Below are 18544 nucleotides of genomic sequence, written 5' to 3' on the forward strand. Positions count from 1 at the left end.
TAACGCCACGGGGTTGGTGCCCCAACGGTAGGACTTCCAACCATGCCTCCTTTTGTCCGGACGTCTAAGCTTGACCTTCCGCCGTTGTACGAATGGACGAAGAGTTGAGCCTGCGGCAGGTTTTGATCGCGCTCGGCGACCCGCTGGTCGAAGTGCAGGTGGCGCCGCACGGGCTGGAGGCCGACGTCCTGGACGTGGTCATCCTCGACCCCGATGATACGCCGGACGTGCGTCCCGGCGACCTCGCGTTGATCATCGGTGCCCGCGGTCGGGCGGCGTCGCCGCTGGTCAGGGCTGCTGCGGCCGGGGGAGCGGTGGCGGTGGCCGTGAAGCTCGACGCGCCGTCGCCGGTGCTGCGGCAGGCGGCGGCGGACGCGGGCGTGGCCCTGCTCGCGGTACGCCCCGAAGTCCGGTGGGAACACCTCGAAGCGCTCGCCCGGGGCGTCGTGCACAACGCCCGCGTGACGGCGGACGCGGGCGCGGGCGAAGTCCTCGGAGACCTGTTCGGCCTCGCCCAGACCATCGCCTCGCTGACCGGCGGCATCGTCAGCATCGAGGACACCGCCAGCCGCGTGCTCGCCTACTCGCGTTCCACCGACGAGGTGGACGAGCTCCGCCGGCTGTCCATCCTCGGTCGCCAAGGGCCGGAGCCGTACCTCAAGATGCTCCGAGAATGGGGCGTCTACCAGCGGCTGAGGTCCGGTGAGGAGGTCGTCCGGATCGACGAGCGCCCCGAACTGGGCATCCGCCGCCGGATCGCGGTCGGCATCCACGCGGGCACGCAGCCGCTCGGCACGATCTGGGTCCAGGAAGGGGACGCGCCCCTCGCCGAGCAGGCCGAACGCGCCCTCCTCGGCGCCGCCCGCGTCACCGCGCTGCACCTCGTGCAGCAGCGGGAACCCGCAGCGGCGTTCCGGGAGAACCTGCTCGCGTCCCTGCTCGACGGCCGGATGGACGCCGAGGCGATCGCCGAGCAGATCGGCGCCGACCCGGAGAAGCCCGCCGCCGTCGTGGTGTTCGCCCTGCGCGGCCAGGAGCACAGCGACCGCACCCAGCACGAGCTGCGCCGGGCCGAGATGACCAGCCTGATCTCCGTGCACGCCGCCGCGTACCGGCGCAGCGCCCTGGTCAGCCAGCAGAGCGGTCGCACGTACGCGCTGCTGACCGACCTGCCGCCGAAAGCGCCGCTGCTCGCGCTGACCAGGGAGATCGTGGCCGCCGCCCGCAAGCACATGGGCCTGCGGGTGCAGGGCGCCATCGGCTCCACGGTGCCCACGGTGGACGAGGTGATGATCTCCCGGGACGAGGCCGACCGCGTCCTCGACGCCATGTCCCGCGGCCTCGACGCCGACGTGGCGACCCTCGCGGACGTCCGGTCCCGGGTCCTGGTCGGCGAAACGCTGGCCCTGCTCGCCGAGCACCCCCGGATCCGCGACCCGAGGCTTGCCGAGCTGGATGAGGAACTGGCGCGTTCCCTATTGACCTACCTGGACGAATTTGGTGATGTGAGACGCGCAGCCGCAAAGCTGCACGTTCATCCGAACACCCTGCGATACCGTGTCCGACGTGCGGCGGAGGTCGGCGGGTTCACTTTGGACGACCCGCTGCTCCGGTTGTTCGCCCAGTTGCAACTAAGGCTGACCTGAGGCCGCACGGCATCGCGACGTACTCTCCGAGAGTGAGCACCCAAGCCCGCGGCAGCGACTTCGCTGAATTGTCCAGGTTGGTCAAGCAGCAAGGTCTGCTCGACCGGCGCATCGGTTTCTACATCACGTTCCTGGTCGGCTTGATCGCCGCACTAGGGCTCACCGTGGCCGGCATGGTGCTGGTCGGCGACTCGTGGTGGCAGCTCTTGCTCGCCGTCGTGCTCGCCGTCGTCTTCACCCAGCTCGCGTTCCTCGGTCACGACGCCGGCCACCGGCAGATGTTCGCCGGCGGCAAGGCCAACTACACCACCGGCCTGCTGCTGGGGAACCTCGGCGTCGGCGTCGGCATCGGTTGGTGGATGGGCAAGCACAGCCGCCACCACGCCAACCCCAACCACGAGGACGACGACCCGGACGTCGACATCTCCGTGCTCGCGTTCAGCGCCGAGCAGGCGCAGCGCAAGCGCGGTTTCTTCCGGCTCATCGTCAAGCACCAGGCGTTCCTGTTCTTCCCGCTCCTGCTGCTCGAAGGCCTCAGCCTGCACATCATCAGCACGTCCGCCGCGGTGCGCCGCGAGGTCAAGGGCTGGAAGCTGGAGCTGGCCCTGCTGGCCGCCCACGCCATCTGCTACCTGACCCTCGTCTTCATGGTGATGTCCCCGGTGAAGGCGCTCGTGTTCATCGCGGTGCACCAGGGCCTGTTCGGCCTCTACATGGGCATCTCGTTCGCGCCCAACCACAAGGGCATGCCGGTGCTCCAGGCCGGCCACCAGCTCGACTTCCTCCGCAAGCAGGTGCTGACCTCCCGCAACGTCAAGGGCGGCTGGTTCACCGACTTCCTGCTCGGCGGCTTGAACTACCAGATCGAGCACCACCTTTTCCCGAGCATGCCGCGACCGAACCTGCGGCACTCGCAGGCCCTGATCCGCGACTTCTGCCAACGCCAGTCGGTGTCCTACGCCGAGTGCGGCCTGTTCAGGTCGTACGGGTACGTGCTCCAGTACCTGCACGAGGCGGGAGCTGAACTGCGCGATGCAGGAAAGCTCGCTCCAGCAGGGTCCAGGTAGTCGTCGTCACGAGGTAGACCCCGGCCGCCAGGGGCAGCACGGCGGCGATGAGGACGGTGCCGAACGGCAGGAGCCGCAGCAGCCCCGCGAAGGGCGGCTGCGGCCCTCCGTTCTTCAGGGCAACCGCCGCCTGCCACCGCGAGGTCGCGTACGCCACCCCGGTGAGCACGGCGAACAGGGCGAGGAACACGGGCGTGTGCGCCCACACGCCGAACCAGTGCGCGCCCAGCGGAACGCCGAGCAGCGTGCCGTCCAGCAGCGGGTTGGGCGTGGTGACCAGCCGGTACATCACCATGAAGAACGGCGCCTGGACCAGCGCGGGCAGGCAGCCCGCGAGCATCGAGGTGCCGTTCGCCCGGTACAGCTCCAGTGACTTCTCCTGGAGCTTGGCCTTGTCCGCGCCGTGCTTCTCGGTGAGCCGGCGGATCTCGGGCGCCAACGCGGCGCGGGCTTTCTCGCCGCGCACGGCGGCACGGCTGAGCGGATGCATGAGCAGTCGGACGACGGCGGTGAAGGCGACGATGGCCAGGGCGGGCGTGGCGAACCCGGCCAGGGCTGAACCCAGGGCGTGGAACAAGGGAGAACTCCGTCCTCGGAGCGTGCGGAACAAGGGCCTCAGGAGCTGAGGCCGAGTCCGGGCGCTCGAGGACGGGGACGGCCCGCCGCGTCGGGGTCGCGCAGCCGCAGGAACGCGGCGCGCAGGGACTTCTCGCGGATCGAGAGGGATCGCACCCACGCGGGGGCGGCCCGCACGACCGGGGTCGCGGTGAGGAGCAGCACGACCAGCGCCACCGCCGTGACGGCGGCCAGCAGCTCGGTCGGCGTGGTCAGCAGGGTCAGCGCGTAGAGCGCGGGCAGGCACAGCGCGAGCAGCAACCGCAGCCTGGCCATACCCACCTCCCCCGTCTCAGGTCACTCTACCCACGAGCGCGGGCCTGGCGGGGTGGTCGTAGCGCACGGTCACATCGGCTTCCGGCTCGTAGGAGCGGTACGCGGGCAGCGTCCACCGCCACTCGTCCGGCAGTTGGCGCTCCAGCGCCCCCGGCGACAGCCACAGGTGCACGGTCAGCTCGGCGGGCAGCCACTTGTCCAGCAGCATCGTGCCGTCCACCAGGAGCACGCCGCCCGCGCCGAGCGTGACGTAGTCGGCCCGGTGCGCCCGGTCGGTCGCCGCGTTCCACAGCGCGGGCAGCACCCGTCCGGACCCGCCGGGGTCGAGCGGTTCCAGCACCTCGCGGATCAAGCCGCCGACGTCCAGCCAGGAGTCGCGGAACGAGTCAGGGTCCTCGTGGCCGTACTCCAGCCGCACCGACGCGGGCCGCAGGTAGTCCTGGGCCGACACCCGCAGCACCGGCCGGCCCAGCGCGCGCAACGGCTCCACCAGGGCGTCCGCCAGCTCACCGGGTCTGGTCGGCACCGCGCCGTCGACCAGGACCCGCGCCCACGTGCTGCGCGGCAACGCGTCGATCCGCCCGACCAGCTCGTCCACGAGGGTCCGCGGCGACAGGGGGACGACCTTCACGGCAGCGGGTGGCCCTCCCAGCCGTCCGGCAGCACCGGCACCGGCCAGTCGGGGTCCGGCTCCCACTTCGCCCACCCCCGGTCCCACCACGTGGTCCCGGCGGTCAGCATCGCCTCGACCTCCTTGGCGGTGCGCTGGATCGCCTCGGCCTCGGCGGCGTCGTACTTGCCGTCGGCGACCATCTCCTCGAACTCGTCGCGGTCCAGCTCCTGCCAGTCGCCGTCGACCGGCACCCAGAAGTCGAGCGCGTGGTCCAGCGTGTCGAAGCCGTGCGCGGTGCGCCGGAACGGGGCCTGGAGGTTGAGGTAGAAGCCCGCGAACCGGCGTTCCCGGCCCTGCCAGTACAGGTCGACCGAGTAGGCGTCGCCGGGGCGGTGGAGCTGGAGCTTGCCGGTGCCGGTCCAGCGGGTGCGGCCCGACTCCTGCCAGTGGTGGGTTCGCGGGTGCGGGAAGAAGCCGAACTCGGCGCCCGGCGCGGTGAACACGACGAGCAGGTCCGGTTCGTCCAGCACCACCCTGGTCGGCGTCACGGCCCACGGCTCGCCGTGCAGCACCTCGCGGCGCAGCGCCACGTCCCCCGGTCGGAAAAACCCCATGGGCCCAGATTAGGCGGTGGACCGGCAGCCCAAGACCGCCCTGGTGGAAAACCCCTGGTGGGAGGGGACGGTGCCACGCCCCCTCCCACTGGCGCTACCGCCAGGGCACCTGCGGCGACGGGTAGTAGTTCACGTCCATCACCCGCCACCGCTCGGCCTGCGCGGCCAACCGGACCTTGAACCCGTCCCAGTCGTGCGTCGACCACGGCGACCAGCCCAGCTCGGCGATCGCGGGCAGCCGCGGGAACGCCATGAACTCCAGGTCGGCGGTGTCCGTGATGGTCTCGCTCCACAGCGGAGCCTCGACCCCGCGCACCGCGTCCGCCGGCAGCCCTTCGATGTACGCGCCCGGGTTCCAGTCGTACGCGTCCTCCACGTCGGTGTACCCGGCCCAGCTCAACCCGAGCTTGGTGTCGGCGTCGTACTTCATGTCCAGGTACGCCTTGCTCGCCGGCGACAGCACGATCTTGCTGCCGCGCGCGGCGGCCTCGACCATGTCCGGCGCGACCGTCTTCGTGCCCCAGAACTGCGGCACCGCCGACGCGGGCGGACCGGACTTGACGAACTCGTGCCAGCCGGTGGCGGTCTTGCCGTGCTTGGCCACCAGCGGCAGCACCTTGTCCATGAACAGGTCGAAGTCCGGGTCCGTGGTGGCGTGCGCCTCGTCGCCGCCGATGTGGACGTACTCGCCCGGGGTCAGCGCGGCGACCTCGCGCAGCACGTCGTCCACGAACTTGTAGGTGATGTCCTTGTCGATGCACAGCGAGCTGAAGCCGACCTCGATGCCGGTGTAGAGCGGCGGGGCGACGCCGTCGCAGTTCAGCTCCGGGTACGACGACAGCGCGGCGTTGGTGTGGCCCGGCATGTCGATCTCCGGGATCACCGTGATGTGCCGTGCGGCGGCGTAGGCGACCAGGTCCTTGTACTGCTCCTGCGTGTAGTGGCCGCCGGGACCGCCGCCGACCTCCGTGCTGCCGCCGTGCGCGGTGAGGTTCGGCCAGCTCTTGATCTCCAGCCGCCAGCCCTGGTCGTCGGTCAGGTGCAGGTGCAGCCGGTTCACCTTGTACAGCGCGATCTGGTCGACGTACCGCTTGACCTCGTCGACGGTGAAGAAGTGCCGGGCCACGTCGAGCATCGCGCCCCGGTGCGCGTAACGCGGGTAGTCCAGCACCTGGCCGCCGGGCGCCGTCCAGGGTCCGGGCTGCTTGGTCTTCGCCTCCACCTTCGCGGGCAGGATCTGCCGGAACGTCTGCACGCCCGCGAACAGGCCCGCGGCCGTCCGCGCCCGGATCAGCACGCCCCGCCGCGTCACGTCGAGCTGGTAGCCCTCCTCTCCGACGCGGGCGTCCGCGCCGACGAGCAGCAGCGAGATGTGCCGCCCGGACGCGCCCGGCACGACCGGCAGCCGGTAGCCCGTGGACGGCCGCAGCACGCCCGCCAGGTACTCGCCGACCTGCTTCGCCGGTGCGGAGCCGGGCTGGGTGTAGATCTTGGTGTCGGCGTCGAGCGTGAACGTCACGCCCGGCCGCGGGGTCGCTGTGACGGGGGCGGGCACGATGTGCTGCAACGGCGTCTCCGGAGTCGCGTGGGCGGGAGCGGCCGGACCCATCGCGCCGACGAACAGCAACGCGACGAGTGCCCAGCCGATCCTCGGATGCCCGAACCCGCGTCGTCCGGCGCCTTCTGTGGGAAGCACTGACGTCCTCCTGGTCAGCGTGGATCACCGAGCGGCGGCTCGATTCACCGTTACAGCCGCACCAGGAGGTGTCAAGGTCCAGACCAATCAACTACAGCTTCGGCCGCCCCAGGCCCCTCCAGAGCGCGGGGAACCGAACCTCGACGTCCTGTGCCGACGCCTTCTCGAGACCGTGCAGGAGACCGAACGTGAAGCCGTTCCCGCCGTCGCCGTGCGCCTTCGCGCCGAGGTCCCGCAGCACCGGCCGCGCGACCACGCTGTCCTGGTGCTCGCCCAGCAGTTCCTGCACCGCCTTGAGCTTCTTGCGGTACTTCTTCGCAGGCTTGCCGAACTGCGGCTCGGACACCTCCACCGCGTACCGCAGCCGCTTCGCCGCCTTGCGCGCCTCGTGCAACCCGGTGTCGTCGTGCGCGCTCTCGGCACGCTTGGCGAGCCTGCGGTAGGTCTTGTCGATCAGCTCCGGCAGCACCTTCACGGCCTTCTTGCCCGCCAACGGCGTGAACGGCGGATCGGCGATCAGCGCGTCGACGGCGTCGAGCAGCGCGAAGTACCGACCGCTGTCCAACGCCGCCACGGCCGCCTTGTGCGCGGCGGTCTCCAGCGGCGCGAAGTACCGGGCGAGCTGGGCCTGGACCGGGCCGAGCACCAGCTCCGGTTCCAGCGACGCCAGGCCGTCCTCGAACCGGGCCCGCAGCACCTCCAGGTCGCGCGCCTCGCCGAGGGTGCCCGCGAGCCACTTCAGCTCGTCGGTCAGCTCACGCGTCTCCTCGCGCTCCACGATCGCGCCGAACGCCTGGAGCGCGCTGCGCATCCGCCGCGTCGCCACCCGCATCTGGTGCACGGCGTCGTCCTCTTCCCGCCGCACGCGCGGGTCTTGGTGCTTCAACGCTTCGGCCTGCGTGCGCAGGTAGCGCATCACCACGTCACCGGCGGACTTGCCGTAGGTCGCCGGCGTGGCCACGGGCATCCGGTCGGCCAGCAGCCGGGTCAGCTTCGCCGACGACGTGGACCGCCTGATCCCCGCGTCCGCCAGCCTGGCCTCGACCCGGTCGAGCATCGCGACGTCACCGTGTTCGCCGAGCTCCACCTCGATCTCCCGCCACGAGTCGACCGGCGAGCCGTCCGCCAGGGACTGCCCGGACACCTCGTCCTCGACCACCTCGGTGATCAGCCGGCCCTTCTCGTCCACCAGCTGCCAGCGCTGCCGCGTGGTCCGGATGCGCGCGACGGGCTCCAGCTCGTTGCCCCGGGCGTGCACCTGGACCAGCGAGCCGAGCTGCTTGGGCGGGCGCTTGTCCGCACGGCCCGGCGGCAGCCGCACCTCTTCGCGGGTGTCCACCCCGACCGGCAGCTTCAGGTGCCAGCCCGCATCGTCACCGCCCGTCCGGCGGCGCAGCGTCAACCCGGCCCGCGCCAGCCTCAGGTCCGCGGTGTCGTAGTAGACCGCTTCCAGCTGTTGCTCCTCCGGCCCGGCCACCGCGGCGACCCCGGGCAGATCGGCCAGGTGCGGTAGTGCAGTGCCACCAGCGGCCTCGTACTTGCGTTCCGTCTCGTTCACCGACCTCGACATGCACCAGGCATACACCGTTTGGCCCTACTTCAGTCGACATCACGCTGAGTGATCGGTTGTTAACCTTGCCGGGGGTTTGTGTCGGCCCGTACGCGTGGTCTTTCCGTTTCGTCCCTGGACAGGCCCTCGCGGTGCGGTTGGCTGGATCGCGTGCCCACTGAGAAGGAGCGGCTCGACGAGGTCGAGCCGACGGTCGCGGATCTCGTCGCCACCACCCAGGCGCTGACGGCCGATCTCGGCCGGGTGAGCGCCCGTCTGCTCGTGCTCGAACGCAGGCTGTCCGGCGCCGGCTCGGGGCCGGACGAAGACCTCGACTCGGTCGACGGCATCGGCGAGACGGTCGACGCGCTCCGCGCCGCGTGGGACGCGGAACAGGAGCTGCTGGCCGACTCGGTCCGCGCCGACCTGCGCGCCGAGGTGGCCGAGTACGAGTCGCTGAAGGAGCAGCGGGACGCGGGGATGGCGAAGCTCTCGGCCGGCCGCATGCCGCGCTTCGAGCGGGACGCGTTGCAGCACGAGGTGCAGAACCTGGAGTGGCGGGTCAACGCGCAGGAGGCCGACGCGATGGACGCCGCCCAGCGCCTGGCCGCCGACGAACTCGCCGCCGAGGAGCCGTGGCGCGCGCAAGCCGTGGTCGCGGGGGACAAGGCCCGGCAGGAGGTCCTGGACATCGCCCGCCGACGCCTCGAACGCGCCCTCGCCGCCGACACCCGTCTGCCGCTGTGGTTCCGCGTCGGCCTGGGCGAGATCACCAGCCCCGACCCGTCGCGCTGGGTGGAGGCCGCCGTCGCCCTGGTCGCCTACCGGCTCGAGTACGGCATCACCGACCCGATCTCACCGCTGGGCGAGATCCCGTCGGCCTCCTCCGGCTTCGCCGCCTGGGTCCGCCGGGCCGAAGCCCACACCGACATCGTCGACCAGTTGGAGTCCCTGCGCCCCTGACCCCGCGCGAGTCCACCACTCAGACCGCGCGAGTCCACCACTCAGAACGCGCGAGTTCTACGTTCGGGACAACCGTGTCCTAGGTTCAGGACCCTCGAGATCAGCGCTCAGCACGTCTTGAGCATCGCGGCGAGCGCGTCCCGCTCCGCCTGGTCCACCGTCAGCGCGTACAGCGTCTTCACCGACACGACGGACCGCGCGTACGTGCACCAGTACGCCTCCACCGGCGGCTTCCACTGCGCCGGGTCCTGGTCGCCCTTGGACCGGTTGCTGCGCGCCGTCACCGCGATCAGCTGCAACCCGCCCAGGTCGTTGGCGAACTTCTCGCGCTGCGCGTCGGACCACTTGTTCGCCCCCGAGCGCCACGCCTCGGCCAGCGCCACCGTGTGGTCGATGTCGAGATCGCCCGCGTCGGTGACCACGACCCCGTCGTACGCGCTGGTCCACGTCCCGGACGTGGCCCGGCACTGGCCGTCGGTCTGCACGTCCGCGCCCTGCCGCTGCAACACGAGTTCCCGCGTGTCGCAGGAGTTCCCGTGGCTGCTCCAGTGCGGGAACCGGTCACGGCTGTAGCCGGTCATCTTCCCCTCCGGCGCCACGGTCAACGCCTCCAGCTGCGCCGTCGGGTCGTCACCGGGCTCGGCCGGACCGGACGGCGCGGTGTTCGGCGGCGTGGTGGTCGACTCGTGGTATTGGCTCAGCCCGCAGCCGACCGCGACCAGGAGGACCAGTACGACGACGCTGATCAAGGAGGTCGACCGCTTGCCGCTCATGCACCCATGATCAGCGATGATCGCCTCGACCGGAACACCGGGGGCGAAATTCCCCGGGAACGATCCCGCATCTACGGGCGGCTGGTCAGGTACCCGCCCATGGTCGCGAAGTAGTCGGACGCGGCCAACTCCGTGCCGTCCTCCCTGCGCACCCGCTTGACCAGCAACGCGTGGTCGCGGCCACGGCGTGCCCCCGCGCCCGCGACGATCGCGACGCCGTCACCCTCGCGGTAGAAAATCCGGCCGGGCGTGCCGCCGTAGCGCTCCGCGGAGACTTCGGCCTCGACGATCTCCAGCCGCTCGCCCTTGTGGAAGCAGAACGCGCTCGGGTACGGCGCGCACTGGGCGCGCACCAGCCGGTCCAGTTCCTCGGCCGTCCACGTCCAGTCGATCCGCAGGTCCTCCTCCGCGCGCTTGTGGAAGAAGCTGGCCTTCGAGCGGTCCTGCTTGGTGAAGTCCGTGCGCCCCTTGGCGATTTCGGCGAGCCCGTCCACGGTGATCGGCCCGAACAGCTCGATCGTCTTGCGGAACAGGTCGGCGGTCGTGTCGCGCGGACCGACCGGAACGGCCCGCTGGAGCACGATGTCACCGGCGTCCAGCGTCTCGTCCATCATGTGCGCGGTGACGCCGACCTCCTTCTCGTCGTTGATCAAAGCCCAGATCAGCGGCGAGAAACCCGCGTAGGCGGGGAGCAGCGAGTCGTGCACGTTCAACGTGCCGTGCTTCGGGAGTGCGAAGACGTGCGGCGGGATCCAGGTGCGCCAGTTGGTCGCCACGATGACGTCCGGCTGGACCTCCTTGAGGCGCTGGAACAGCTCGTCGTCGTCCGGCCGGTTGCGGATGATCGTCTCGACGCCGTGCTCGGCGGCCAGGTCCGCGACCGAGTCGCTCCAGATGCGCTCGTAGGCGTGGTCGCTCTTGGGGTGCGTCACGACCAGCGCCACCTCGTGCTCGGAGTCCAGCAGCGCCTGGAGCGTGCGGTGGCCCCAGGTCTGGTAGCCGAACATGACGACCCGCATGGATCTCTCCTTGGATAGGCTCACCTAACTTACGGCACCCTAACCTAAATGCCGGTGGGCTAGCCTTCGACGGTGATCCTTGACCTGAAGTTGGTGGGCGGACGGGTCGTGACGATGGACCCGGCCCGGCCGGTGGCGTCGGTGATCGGTGTCTGGGCCGGGAGGATCGTCGGGCTGGACGACGACGTGGCCCACCTGCCCGCGCGACGGGTGGTCGACCTGGACGGCGCGGTGGTGCTGCCGGGTTTCGTCGACGCGCACAACCACCTGGCGTGGGCCGGGCGGGCGGCGCGGACGGTGGACGTGTCGTCGTGCGTGTCCGTCGACCAGGTCTTGGACGTGCTGCGCGGCGCCCACCGCTCGTCGGGGTGGATCGAGGTGGCCGGCTACGACCACCGCGCGCTGGACCGGCCGTTGACGTCACGCGACCTCGACCTGATCGGGCCGAGGGTCTACGTGCAGGACCTGTCCGGGCACGCGTGCGTGGTGAGCGGTGACGTGCTGGCGGTGCTGCCGGCTTCGGCGTTGCGCGGGGCGCAGCGGGACGCCTCCGGTGCGCTGACCGGGTTCCTGGCGGAGGGCGCGCAGACGGCGGTGCGGGCGTTGCGGCTGCCGTACTCGTTGGACGACATCGCGGCGGACGTCGAAGCCGGTGCGCGGCAGTGCCTTCGGGAAGGCATCGTGCTGGCGGCCGAAGCCGGGGTCGGCGGCGGTCTGATCGGCAGCAGCCCGCTGGAGGTCGAGGCCTACCACCGTGCCTCGCTGCCGATCCGCGTGCAGCTGATGGTGTCCGCGGACCGGCTGGAACCCGTGTCCGCCCACGTCTCCGACGGCATCCGACGTGCCGTGCCGCTCGGCCTGCGCACCGGGTTGGGCGATGACTGGCTGTCCATCGGGGCGCTCAAGCTGTGGACCGACGGCGGGATGATGGCCCGCACGGCCGCGTTGACCTGGCCGTACGAAGGGATGGAGACGGCCGGTCAGCTCCAGGACGACCCGGAGGTGATGCACGCGGCGATCATCGACGGGCACGCCGCCGGCTGGCAGCTCGCGGTGCACGCGATCGGCGACCGCGCGGTGGACTTCGCACTGGACGCGTTGGCGGAAGCCCAGCACGCCGTGCCTCGGCAGGACGCGAGGCACCGGATCGAGCACTGCGGGTTGGTGCGGCCGGAGCAGTTGGACCGGATCGCCGAGCTGGACGTGATCCCGGTGGTCCAGCCGACGTTCCTGTGGGCGTACGGCAACGACTACGCCGAGATCATGGGGCCCGAGCGGGCGCCGTGGATGTACCGGGGCAAGGGGTTCCTCGACCGGGGGATCGTGGTCGCGGGCAGCTCGGACCGCCCGGTGGCGGACGGGAAACCGATGCGGGCCATCCAGTTCATGGTCGAGCGGCTGTCGAAGGAAGGGCGGTCCATCGGCCCGGACGAGGCCGTGACGGTAGAGCAGGCGATCGCCGCCTACACGGTCGGCGCCGCGTACGCGTGCCGTCGTGAGGACGCGTTGGGCACCGTCACGCCCGGCAAGCTGGCCGATTTCGCCATCCTGGACGCGGATCCCCTGACGTGCGACGTCTCCGAGATCGGCGACATCGGGGTGCAGGCCACCGTCGTGAACGGCCTCTTCGCCCACGACCCGGCCCGCTTCACCGCCGACTGAACCGCCCGTTCCCGTCAGGCGCTCATCCTCCAGTGCACGACGTACCCGGCCGCCTCGGCCGCGATCAGCGCGTCCAGCTTCGCCAGGTTCGTCCGCCGCGACATCCGGAACGCCCGCCCGCGCCGCGCGTCCAGCACCAGCGGCTCCGCGCCGGGCAGCGTGTCGGGCACGGTCTGCTGCAGGATCCGCAGGCCGACGTTCGCCGCCTCCTGCGTCATCGGCGCTTCCTTGACGTACACCAGCACCGCCGACCGCGACCCGTCCGGAGCGCGCAACCCCAGGTGCGGCCGGACCCGTAACGTGAGGTCACCGGCCTGCCACCGGGCCGGCGCCGTCGGCACGCCCGTCGCCCGGGTCGACTGGAGCCAGGGCAGGAACCCCTCGCGCAGCTCCTCGAACGCCCGCGGCCGGCCCGCGCGCAGGTGCCGGTGCGCGCCCTGCACGGCCTTCTCCAGCTCCTCCGCCGGATCGGGCGAGTTCGCCGCCCGCCGCATCGCGTCCCGCATCGGGTTGTAGAACCCCGCCACCCACTGCTCCGACGACAGGTAGATGCGGCGCTGCTCGGACACGATGTTGATCCGGCCACGCTGACCGCTCATGACGTACTCGGTGAAGGACAGGGCGGTGACGCTGATCGGCTCCACGACAAGCTCCCCTCGCACGCGTCGAACTACTGTTCGATTCTACCGGCGGGGTACGACAATCCGCGGGCTGCGAACGGGCTACTCTCGGACCTTCTTCAGCAGCGGTCCGAGGTCGGGGTCGGCTTCCACCGCGTCGAAGATCCCGGCCAGCGTCCGCTCGTAGAACGGCAGCGCGGTGGAGTACACCTCGCGCCCCGCCGCCGTGACGCAGCTGAACACGCCCCGCCGATCGGTCTCGCACGTCTCGCGGGACGTCAGGCCGGACTGCTCCAAACGGGCGACGAGCCGGCTCACCGAACTCTGGTTCAGCCCGACGACCTCGGTCAGCTCCTGCATCCGCAGCTCGCCGTCCGGCGCTTCCGCCAGCGCGCAAAGAGCGGTGAACTCCGACATCCCGAAGTGGAACTGCCGCTGCAACGCGCGCTCCAGGTCGGCGTTGATCCGGTTGTGCAGCATCCGGAGGCCGGACCACGTCTCGCGTACGGACAACTCGACCCCCTGGAGTGCAGGTATGTCCCTGCATCTTAGGCCTGCGGCACGCGGTGGACTGCTATCCCGGCGGTTCGCACCTTCGAGTGACCGAGCCCCGTCGGCCACGGCGGGTGTTGTAGTTTTGTGACCTGGCAGGTGCGGCTGCCACCGAGGCTCCTCCTGACCCGGATGGAGTGGGTGCCTCCAGAGCGCGTCCGAACGACGTGCCCGCGTTTCCACCGGTTCCCGAGGTTCGGCACCGCGAACCCGGTGGCGTCGACCGGGCGGCGTCCACGGAGGTCCCTCGTGTCGACATTCTCCCCCCACCTGGTCAAACGCTGCTGGTGCACCGGCGAGACGCCGAACATGGTGCGCAGGCAACGAGGCGGCGCGAGCACGCGTGATTCGTCCCGGCCGGGTTCACCCCGATCGGGTCCGCCTCAACCGGCCTCACCTCTGCCGGGCGCCTCGACGTCCGGGCAACGCCGGTTCGAGGCGGCGTTCCTCGACGCGGCCTGCCGGGCGATGGCGGGCATGCGCAGGCGTGGCTGCGCGCTGCGCCCGACGTCCCTGGTGAGCAGGGTTCGACTGGACCCGGCGGCGCTCGCCCTCCAGGTGCACGACGCGGCGCTGGACCACCTGCTCGCCGAGGTGCTGCCGGTGGTCGTGGGCGGACGGCTGCGAGGTGTGCCGGGCCTGCGCGTCCACCCGAGGCGGGACCACCTGGACCTGCGTTCGCCCGAGGGGGAGCTGCGCCTGCTCGGCGTCACGCGGGAGCGGTGGCGGCAGGCCGTCGCCGCCGGTCTGCCGATCGACCTGGCGACGAGTGACGCCCTCGACCCGTTGGAGTCCGCTCCGCAGCACGTGCTGCCGGCCGACCTGATGAGCGGTGTGCTGCGGAGGCTGCCGCTGTGGCGCGGTGCGGCGTGGCTGGACGGCATCGCCGTCGACGACGTCCTGGAGCTGTACTGGCGGGGTGGGCCGTCGAGCGAGTCGGTCGCCGCCATCCTGGCCGGGTCGTCGTGCGGCATCCCCGGTTCGGCGGCCGTCCCGTACAGGTTCCGCAACGCCGTGCGCGGTGTGGCGCTGTCCGCCGGCGTGCCCGGCGTCGTCGTGTCGGCGGAACCGGAGTGGGCGTGGGCGGAATGGCTGGCCGCCACCGCGCCCGGACCGGCCGTGGACGAGCGGGCGGTGCGGCCGGTGCGGATCCGGACGGACGTGCCGGACGTCTGGGAGCAGCCCGAGATGCGTGCCGCCCTGGCGTTGCGCGACATCGGCGCCGTCTACCTGCTCCTGCTCCACCACGGCGTGCGGCCCGACCGGATCGCCACCCTGACCGGTCAACGGGAGGAAGACGTCGACCGCGTGCTGGCCGGCGCGAAGGTCGAGTCGTACGACACCCTGACGGACATCGCGAAGGGCCTGGGGGTGCCGTTGGGCTACATGGGCCTGGCGCACGACGAGCAGGCCGAGCCCGACGTCCCGTGCGGCTGCGCCGACCTCGACGAACGCGCGAAGCGCGACCGGTTCCTGGCACACGCCGCCCTGGTGACCATCGGCTCGACCGCCACGACCTGGGGCTGTCGCGCCACCACCTGCCGCTCCGCCCGTCCTGTGTAGCCCGACAGGATCAGGTTGTGGATCTGGAACCGGTGACCTCGGTGATGCCGAGTTACTCCGGTCGAGTGATGTTGTGGCTTCGAACTCGACCGACTGCCGGCGTGTCGGCTCCACCCTGCGGCCGGTCCTGCGGAAGGTCCAGCGGCCCGGACCCGCCGAAGTCGATCATGCGGGTGGTGTGGGCCGATCTTGAGGTAGATCGGCCCACACCGGTCCCACCAGTGCTTGAGTGCCCCCGGCAGGATTCGAACCTGCGACCTCGGGATTAGAAGTCCCTCGCTCTCTCCACTGAGCTACGGAGGCTGGAGGGGCTGTTGACCACGCGCTGTAGCAGCGTAGCCGCCCCACCGGACACATCGTCCGGAAGACTCGGTGCGTTTCCGTCGAGGCACCAGAAGGGTGATCAAGATGCCTAAAAAGTGATGTGAATCACTTCGGAGGGGCCGTCGAGTCGCGGGAAACTAGCGTGACCGCCAGTCTGGTGGGCTCTCCTGGTCTGCCGCCGTCGAGGAGGCGCAGGGCGAGTTCACCCGCGTGGCGCCCCTTCTCGGCAAGAGGTTGACGCACAGTAGTCAATGGTGGGTCTGCGTGTTCGGCGGCGGGCACGTCGTCGAAACCGGCCACCGAAACGTCGTCCGGCACGCGCAGCCCCAGATCCCGAACGGCCTGCAACGCGCCGAACGCCAACTCGTCCGAAGCGCACAGCAGCGCGGTCGGTCGCGGTGACTCCGACAGCAGCGCACGCGCTCCCGCCCGGCCCAGCTCGCGACTGCTCCGCGCGCACTCCCACACGGGCGTGTCCACCCCGGTCACGTCCAAGTAGCCGTGCAGTCGGTCCCGCGTCACCCGGAACGACGTCGACGCCTGCCGCGCGGGCGACACCGGCCCGTTGTGCCCGTCCGCGTGCAGCGCGAACGTCATCACCCCGAACCGCCGGTGTCCCAGCTCCCACAACGCCGACGCCGCCAGCCGCGCCCCGCCGAAGTCGTCCACCTCGACCCGCGCCGTGTCCGGCAGCACGGGCTGGTCGATCACCACCATCGGCAGCCCGCGCGCCCGCACGGCCGTCAACGCGGGGGCGTCGTCCGGCAGCGAGTACGCCACCACGACGTCCGCCTGCGCCCTCGCCACCGTCTCCGGTCGCGGTCCGCCCTTGTCCCGGCCGGGCATCAGCACCAGGCAGTGGTCGTGCCCGTCCACGGTCGACGCCAACCCGTCCAGCACGATCGACAGCGCGGCGTCGGCGAAGGACGCCGACAGCCCTTGCCCGAGCATGAACCCGACGGCCGCGCTGTGCCGGGTGGCCAGGCTGCGCGCCACCGGATCGGGTCCGGCGTACCCGAGTGACGCCGCCGTCTCCATGATCCGCTCGCGCAACGCTGCGGACAGCTGGTCCGGCCGGTTGTAGGCGTTGGACACCGTCGCACGCGACACACCGACCGCACCGGCCACCGTGTCGAGCGTCGGCTTGCGAGGGCGGTCCACGTGATGAGCGTAACCAGGTAATCGGTTGGACGTTCTGAAGCGCTCTAGTCACACTCGGGACCATGCCCACGCCTCGCCTCGCGGTCTTCGCGGTGTTCCTGTTCAACGGGGTGCTCTTCCTGTCGTGGGCGGCGCGCATGCCCGCCCTGTCGGCGCAGGTCGGCGCCACCGAGGGCACCCTCGGCCTGGCGCTGCTCGGCGCGAGCATCGGGCTGGCGCTGTCGGCGCCGGTCGCGGCCCGGACGTGCGCGAGGGTGGGCGCGCGGAAGCTGATCACCGTGGGCGTGGTGGGCACCGCTGTGGGCGTGCCCGGCCTCACGCTCGCGGACTCACCGCTGCAACTCGGCCTGATCCTGTTCGCGCTGGGTTCGTGCAGCGCGTCGATGGACGTGGGCATGAACGTGGCCGCGGTCGCCGTCACCCGCAGCCTGGACCGGCCGTTGATGCCGCAGTTCCACGCGGGCTTCAGCGTCGGCGGCCTGGTCGGCTCGCTGGGCGCGGCGGCGGCGGCGAGCGTGGGCTGGAGCCTGACCCGTCACCTCGTCACCGTCGCGGTCGTCGGCGCGGTCGCGATGGCGTGGGTGATCAGGGCCGTGCCGGGCGTGCGGGGGGAGACCGCCGACACGCCGAAGGACGACCGCCCGGTGCTCAAGCGGCCGTTGTTGTGGCTGCTCGCGGTGATCACGTTCTTCTCCGCGATCGCGGAGGGCGCGACGTCCGACTGGTCGGCGCTGTTCTTCGTCAACGAACGGGGTCTGGGCGAGGCCGCCGCCGCGGCGGCGTACGCCGGGTTCTCCATCGCGATGGCCGCCGCCCGCATGTTCGGCGAGCCCGTGCAACGCCGCCTCGGCCCGTACCGGCTGCTGGCGATGGGCGCGGTGGTCGCCGCGGCGGGGCTGTCGCTGGCCGTGCTGTTCGACGTGCCTGCCCTGGGCTTCGTCGGGTTCGCGTTCGTGGGCCTGGGCCTGGCGTTCGCGTTCCCGGTGATCATGGACCTGGCGGGTGACGCGGGCAGGCGCGCCGACGGCACGGGCGGCGAACGCGAGATCGGCCTGGTGACGACGGTCGCCTACACCGGTTTCCTGATCGGCCCGCCGATGGTCGGCGGCATCGCGCACGCCAGCAGCCTCTCGGTCTCGCTCGGCGTCGTGGCGTGCGTCATCGCCCTGATGGTGCCCGCCGTGCTGCTGGCGCGGCGCTCCCGTGCCCGGGAGATCACGCGAGCGGCAGTCGACCCAGCGCGGCCTTGAGCAGCGGTTGCAGCACGGCCAGCATCCGGTCGGGGACGCCGCCGGGCTGGGCCATCGCCACCAGGACGCTGCGGTTGGCGTTCACCGCCAGGGTCGCGGTGCACGCCATCTCGCTGCCGCTCATGTCGCACAGCACCCACGTCGAGTGCCCCTCCACGACCACCTCGTGCCCCTTGTCCTGCCGCGTCCGCACCTGCTCGTACGGCTGGTAGAGCGCGGCCACCACGGTCAGGCCCCTGGCGGTGCCGTCGTCCAGCACGTACTGGCACGACTCCTGGATCACGTCGTCCTTGCGCTCGGGCTCTTCCTTGTACGAGCCGAGCGACTTCAGGTCGTCCGCGTCGAGCAGCGCGCACGGCTCGACGCCCGCGACCCTGCGCGGCTTGGCGATCTTCGGCGCGTCCGACGGCGCGCCCGACCGCGTGGAACCGGACGTCGTCGGCGTGACCCCGGCCTGGGGCAGCGCGTCCCCGCGGACGGAGTAGCTGCACCCGGCCGACAGGAGCAGGACGAAGGCCGTCAGGAGCGCCGTGCGGGAGCTGGTCACGTCAGGCAACGGTAGTAGGTGTGATCTGTGCACG

At 71.2% G+C, this 18544-nt stretch carries 17 protein-coding genes, 1 tRNA gene and 1 pseudogene; 6 read left to right on the forward strand and 13 right to left on the reverse strand.

Translation table 11 applies throughout. The features are described from left to right. Positions 1 to 92: 92 nt before the first annotated feature. Positions 93 to 1646: a PucR family transcriptional regulator gene (locus ACRAKI_RS06225; protein WP_447006086.1), complete on the forward strand. Its 1554-nt coding sequence runs from the start codon at positions 93 to 95 to the stop codon at positions 1644 to 1646. A 32-nt stretch (positions 1647 to 1678) separates the two neighbouring features. Then, on the forward strand, positions 1679 to 2713 hold the full coding sequence (locus tag ACRAKI_RS06230) for a fatty acid desaturase family protein (protein ID WP_447006087.1): 1035 nt from the start codon (positions 1679 to 1681) through the stop codon (positions 2711 to 2713). Here ACRAKI_RS06230 and ACRAKI_RS06235 read toward each other — a convergent pair. From ACRAKI_RS06235 to ACRAKI_RS06260, 6 genes are all read right to left on the reverse strand, one after another. Then, a complete protein-coding gene (locus tag ACRAKI_RS06235) occupies positions 2622 to 3290 on the reverse strand; it encodes a YidC/Oxa1 family membrane protein insertase (protein ID WP_447006088.1) in 669 nt (222 codons plus the stop codon). The two genes, ACRAKI_RS06230 and ACRAKI_RS06235, sit on opposite strands and share 92 nt — an antisense overlap. Positions 3291 to 3328: 38 nt before the next feature. Next, positions 3329 to 3604 carry a DUF6412 domain-containing protein gene (locus tag ACRAKI_RS06240; RefSeq protein ID WP_447006089.1) on the reverse strand — a complete coding sequence of 92 codons (276 nt, stop codon included), beginning with the start codon at positions 3602 to 3604 and terminating at the stop codon, positions 3329 to 3331. 16 nt (positions 3605 to 3620) lie between these two features. Beyond that, on the reverse strand, positions 3621 to 4235 hold the full coding sequence (locus tag ACRAKI_RS06245) for a uridine kinase (protein WP_447006090.1): 615 nt from the start codon (positions 4233 to 4235) through the stop codon (positions 3621 to 3623). Then, complete coding sequence (locus tag ACRAKI_RS06250; RefSeq protein WP_447006091.1) at positions 4232 to 4831, reverse strand: DUF402 domain-containing protein; 600 nt, start codon at positions 4829 to 4831, stop codon at positions 4232 to 4234. Before ACRAKI_RS06250 ends, ACRAKI_RS06245 begins: the two co-directional genes overlap by 4 nt. Before the next feature lie 94 nt (positions 4832 to 4925). Beyond that, positions 4926 to 6440: a beta-N-acetylhexosaminidase gene (locus ACRAKI_RS06255; RefSeq protein ID WP_447008348.1), complete on the reverse strand. Its 1515-nt coding sequence runs from the start codon at positions 6438 to 6440 to the stop codon at positions 4926 to 4928. Between the two features lie 178 nt (positions 6441 to 6618). Continuing rightward, positions 6619 to 8097 (reverse strand): CYTH and CHAD domain-containing protein, encoded by a 1479-nt coding sequence (locus ACRAKI_RS06260; RefSeq protein ID WP_447006092.1) that lies wholly within the window; start codon positions 8095 to 8097, stop codon positions 6619 to 6621. A gap of 150 nt (positions 8098 to 8247) precedes the next feature. Here ACRAKI_RS06260 and ACRAKI_RS06265 point away from each other — a divergent pair, with 150 nt between their 5' ends. After that, complete coding sequence (locus ACRAKI_RS06265) at positions 8248 to 9039, forward strand: hypothetical protein (RefSeq protein ID WP_447006093.1); 792 nt, start codon at positions 8248 to 8250, stop codon at positions 9037 to 9039. Between the two features lie 107 nt (positions 9040 to 9146). On the opposite strand, the gene ACRAKI_RS06270 is transcribed toward ACRAKI_RS06265, so the two are convergent. Further along, the gene (locus ACRAKI_RS06270) at positions 9147 to 9812 is read right to left on the reverse strand and encodes an HNH endonuclease family protein (RefSeq protein ID WP_447006094.1); all 666 of its coding nucleotides are present in this window, start codon (positions 9810 to 9812) and stop codon (positions 9147 to 9149) included. A 71-nt stretch (positions 9813 to 9883) separates the two neighbouring features. Then, complete coding sequence (locus ACRAKI_RS06275; RefSeq protein ID WP_447006095.1) at positions 9884 to 10831, reverse strand: methionyl-tRNA formyltransferase; 948 nt, start codon at positions 10829 to 10831, stop codon at positions 9884 to 9886. 72 nt (positions 10832 to 10903) lie between these two features. On the opposite strand from ACRAKI_RS06275, the gene ACRAKI_RS06280 reads away from it, so the two are divergent. Beyond that, the gene (locus ACRAKI_RS06280) at positions 10904 to 12493 is read left to right on the forward strand and encodes an amidohydrolase (RefSeq protein ID WP_447006096.1); all 1590 of its coding nucleotides are present in this window, start codon (positions 10904 to 10906) and stop codon (positions 12491 to 12493) included. Positions 12494 to 12507: 14 nt separating this feature from the next. On the opposite strand, the gene ACRAKI_RS06285 is transcribed toward ACRAKI_RS06280, so the two are convergent. Together ACRAKI_RS06285 and ACRAKI_RS06290 are read right to left on the reverse strand one after the other, a co-directional pair. Then, complete coding sequence (locus ACRAKI_RS06285; protein WP_447006097.1) at positions 12508 to 13137, reverse strand: hypothetical protein; 630 nt, start codon at positions 13135 to 13137, stop codon at positions 12508 to 12510. Positions 13138 to 13215: 78 nt separating this feature from the next. Next, a complete protein-coding gene (locus ACRAKI_RS06290) occupies positions 13216 to 13626 on the reverse strand; it encodes a MarR family winged helix-turn-helix transcriptional regulator (RefSeq protein ID WP_447006098.1) in 411 nt (136 codons plus the stop codon). A gap of 288 nt (positions 13627 to 13914) precedes the next feature. On the opposite strand from ACRAKI_RS06290, the gene ACRAKI_RS06295 reads away from it, so the two are divergent. After that, complete coding sequence (locus ACRAKI_RS06295) at positions 13915 to 15228, forward strand: hypothetical protein (protein ID WP_447006099.1); 1314 nt, start codon at positions 13915 to 13917, stop codon at positions 15226 to 15228. Positions 15229 to 15458: 230 nt separating this feature from the next. Here the strand turns inward: ACRAKI_RS06295 and ACRAKI_RS06300 are convergent. Next, a tRNA-Arg gene (locus tag ACRAKI_RS06300) sits at positions 15459 to 15531 on the reverse strand. Positions 15532 to 15657: 126 nt separating this feature from the next. Further along, positions 15658 to 16713, reverse strand: coding sequence for a LacI family DNA-binding transcriptional regulator (locus ACRAKI_RS06305; protein WP_447006100.1), 1056 nt, complete (start codon positions 16711 to 16713; stop codon positions 15658 to 15660). A 137-nt stretch (positions 16714 to 16850) separates the two neighbouring features. Here ACRAKI_RS06305 and ACRAKI_RS06310 point away from each other — a divergent pair. Next, a pseudogene (locus ACRAKI_RS06310) lies at positions 16851 to 17666 on the forward strand (MFS transporter); the annotation flags it as partial. 262 nt (positions 17667 to 17928) lie between these two features. Here ACRAKI_RS06310 and ACRAKI_RS06315 read toward each other — a convergent pair. Further along, entirely contained in the window at positions 17929 to 18510 is a 582-nt protein-coding gene (locus tag ACRAKI_RS06315) for a DUF3558 family protein (protein WP_447006101.1), read from the reverse strand. Between the last annotated feature and the right edge of the window lie 34 nt (positions 18511 to 18544).

It is taken from the genome of Saccharothrix isguenensis (genome assembly GCF_052936305.1).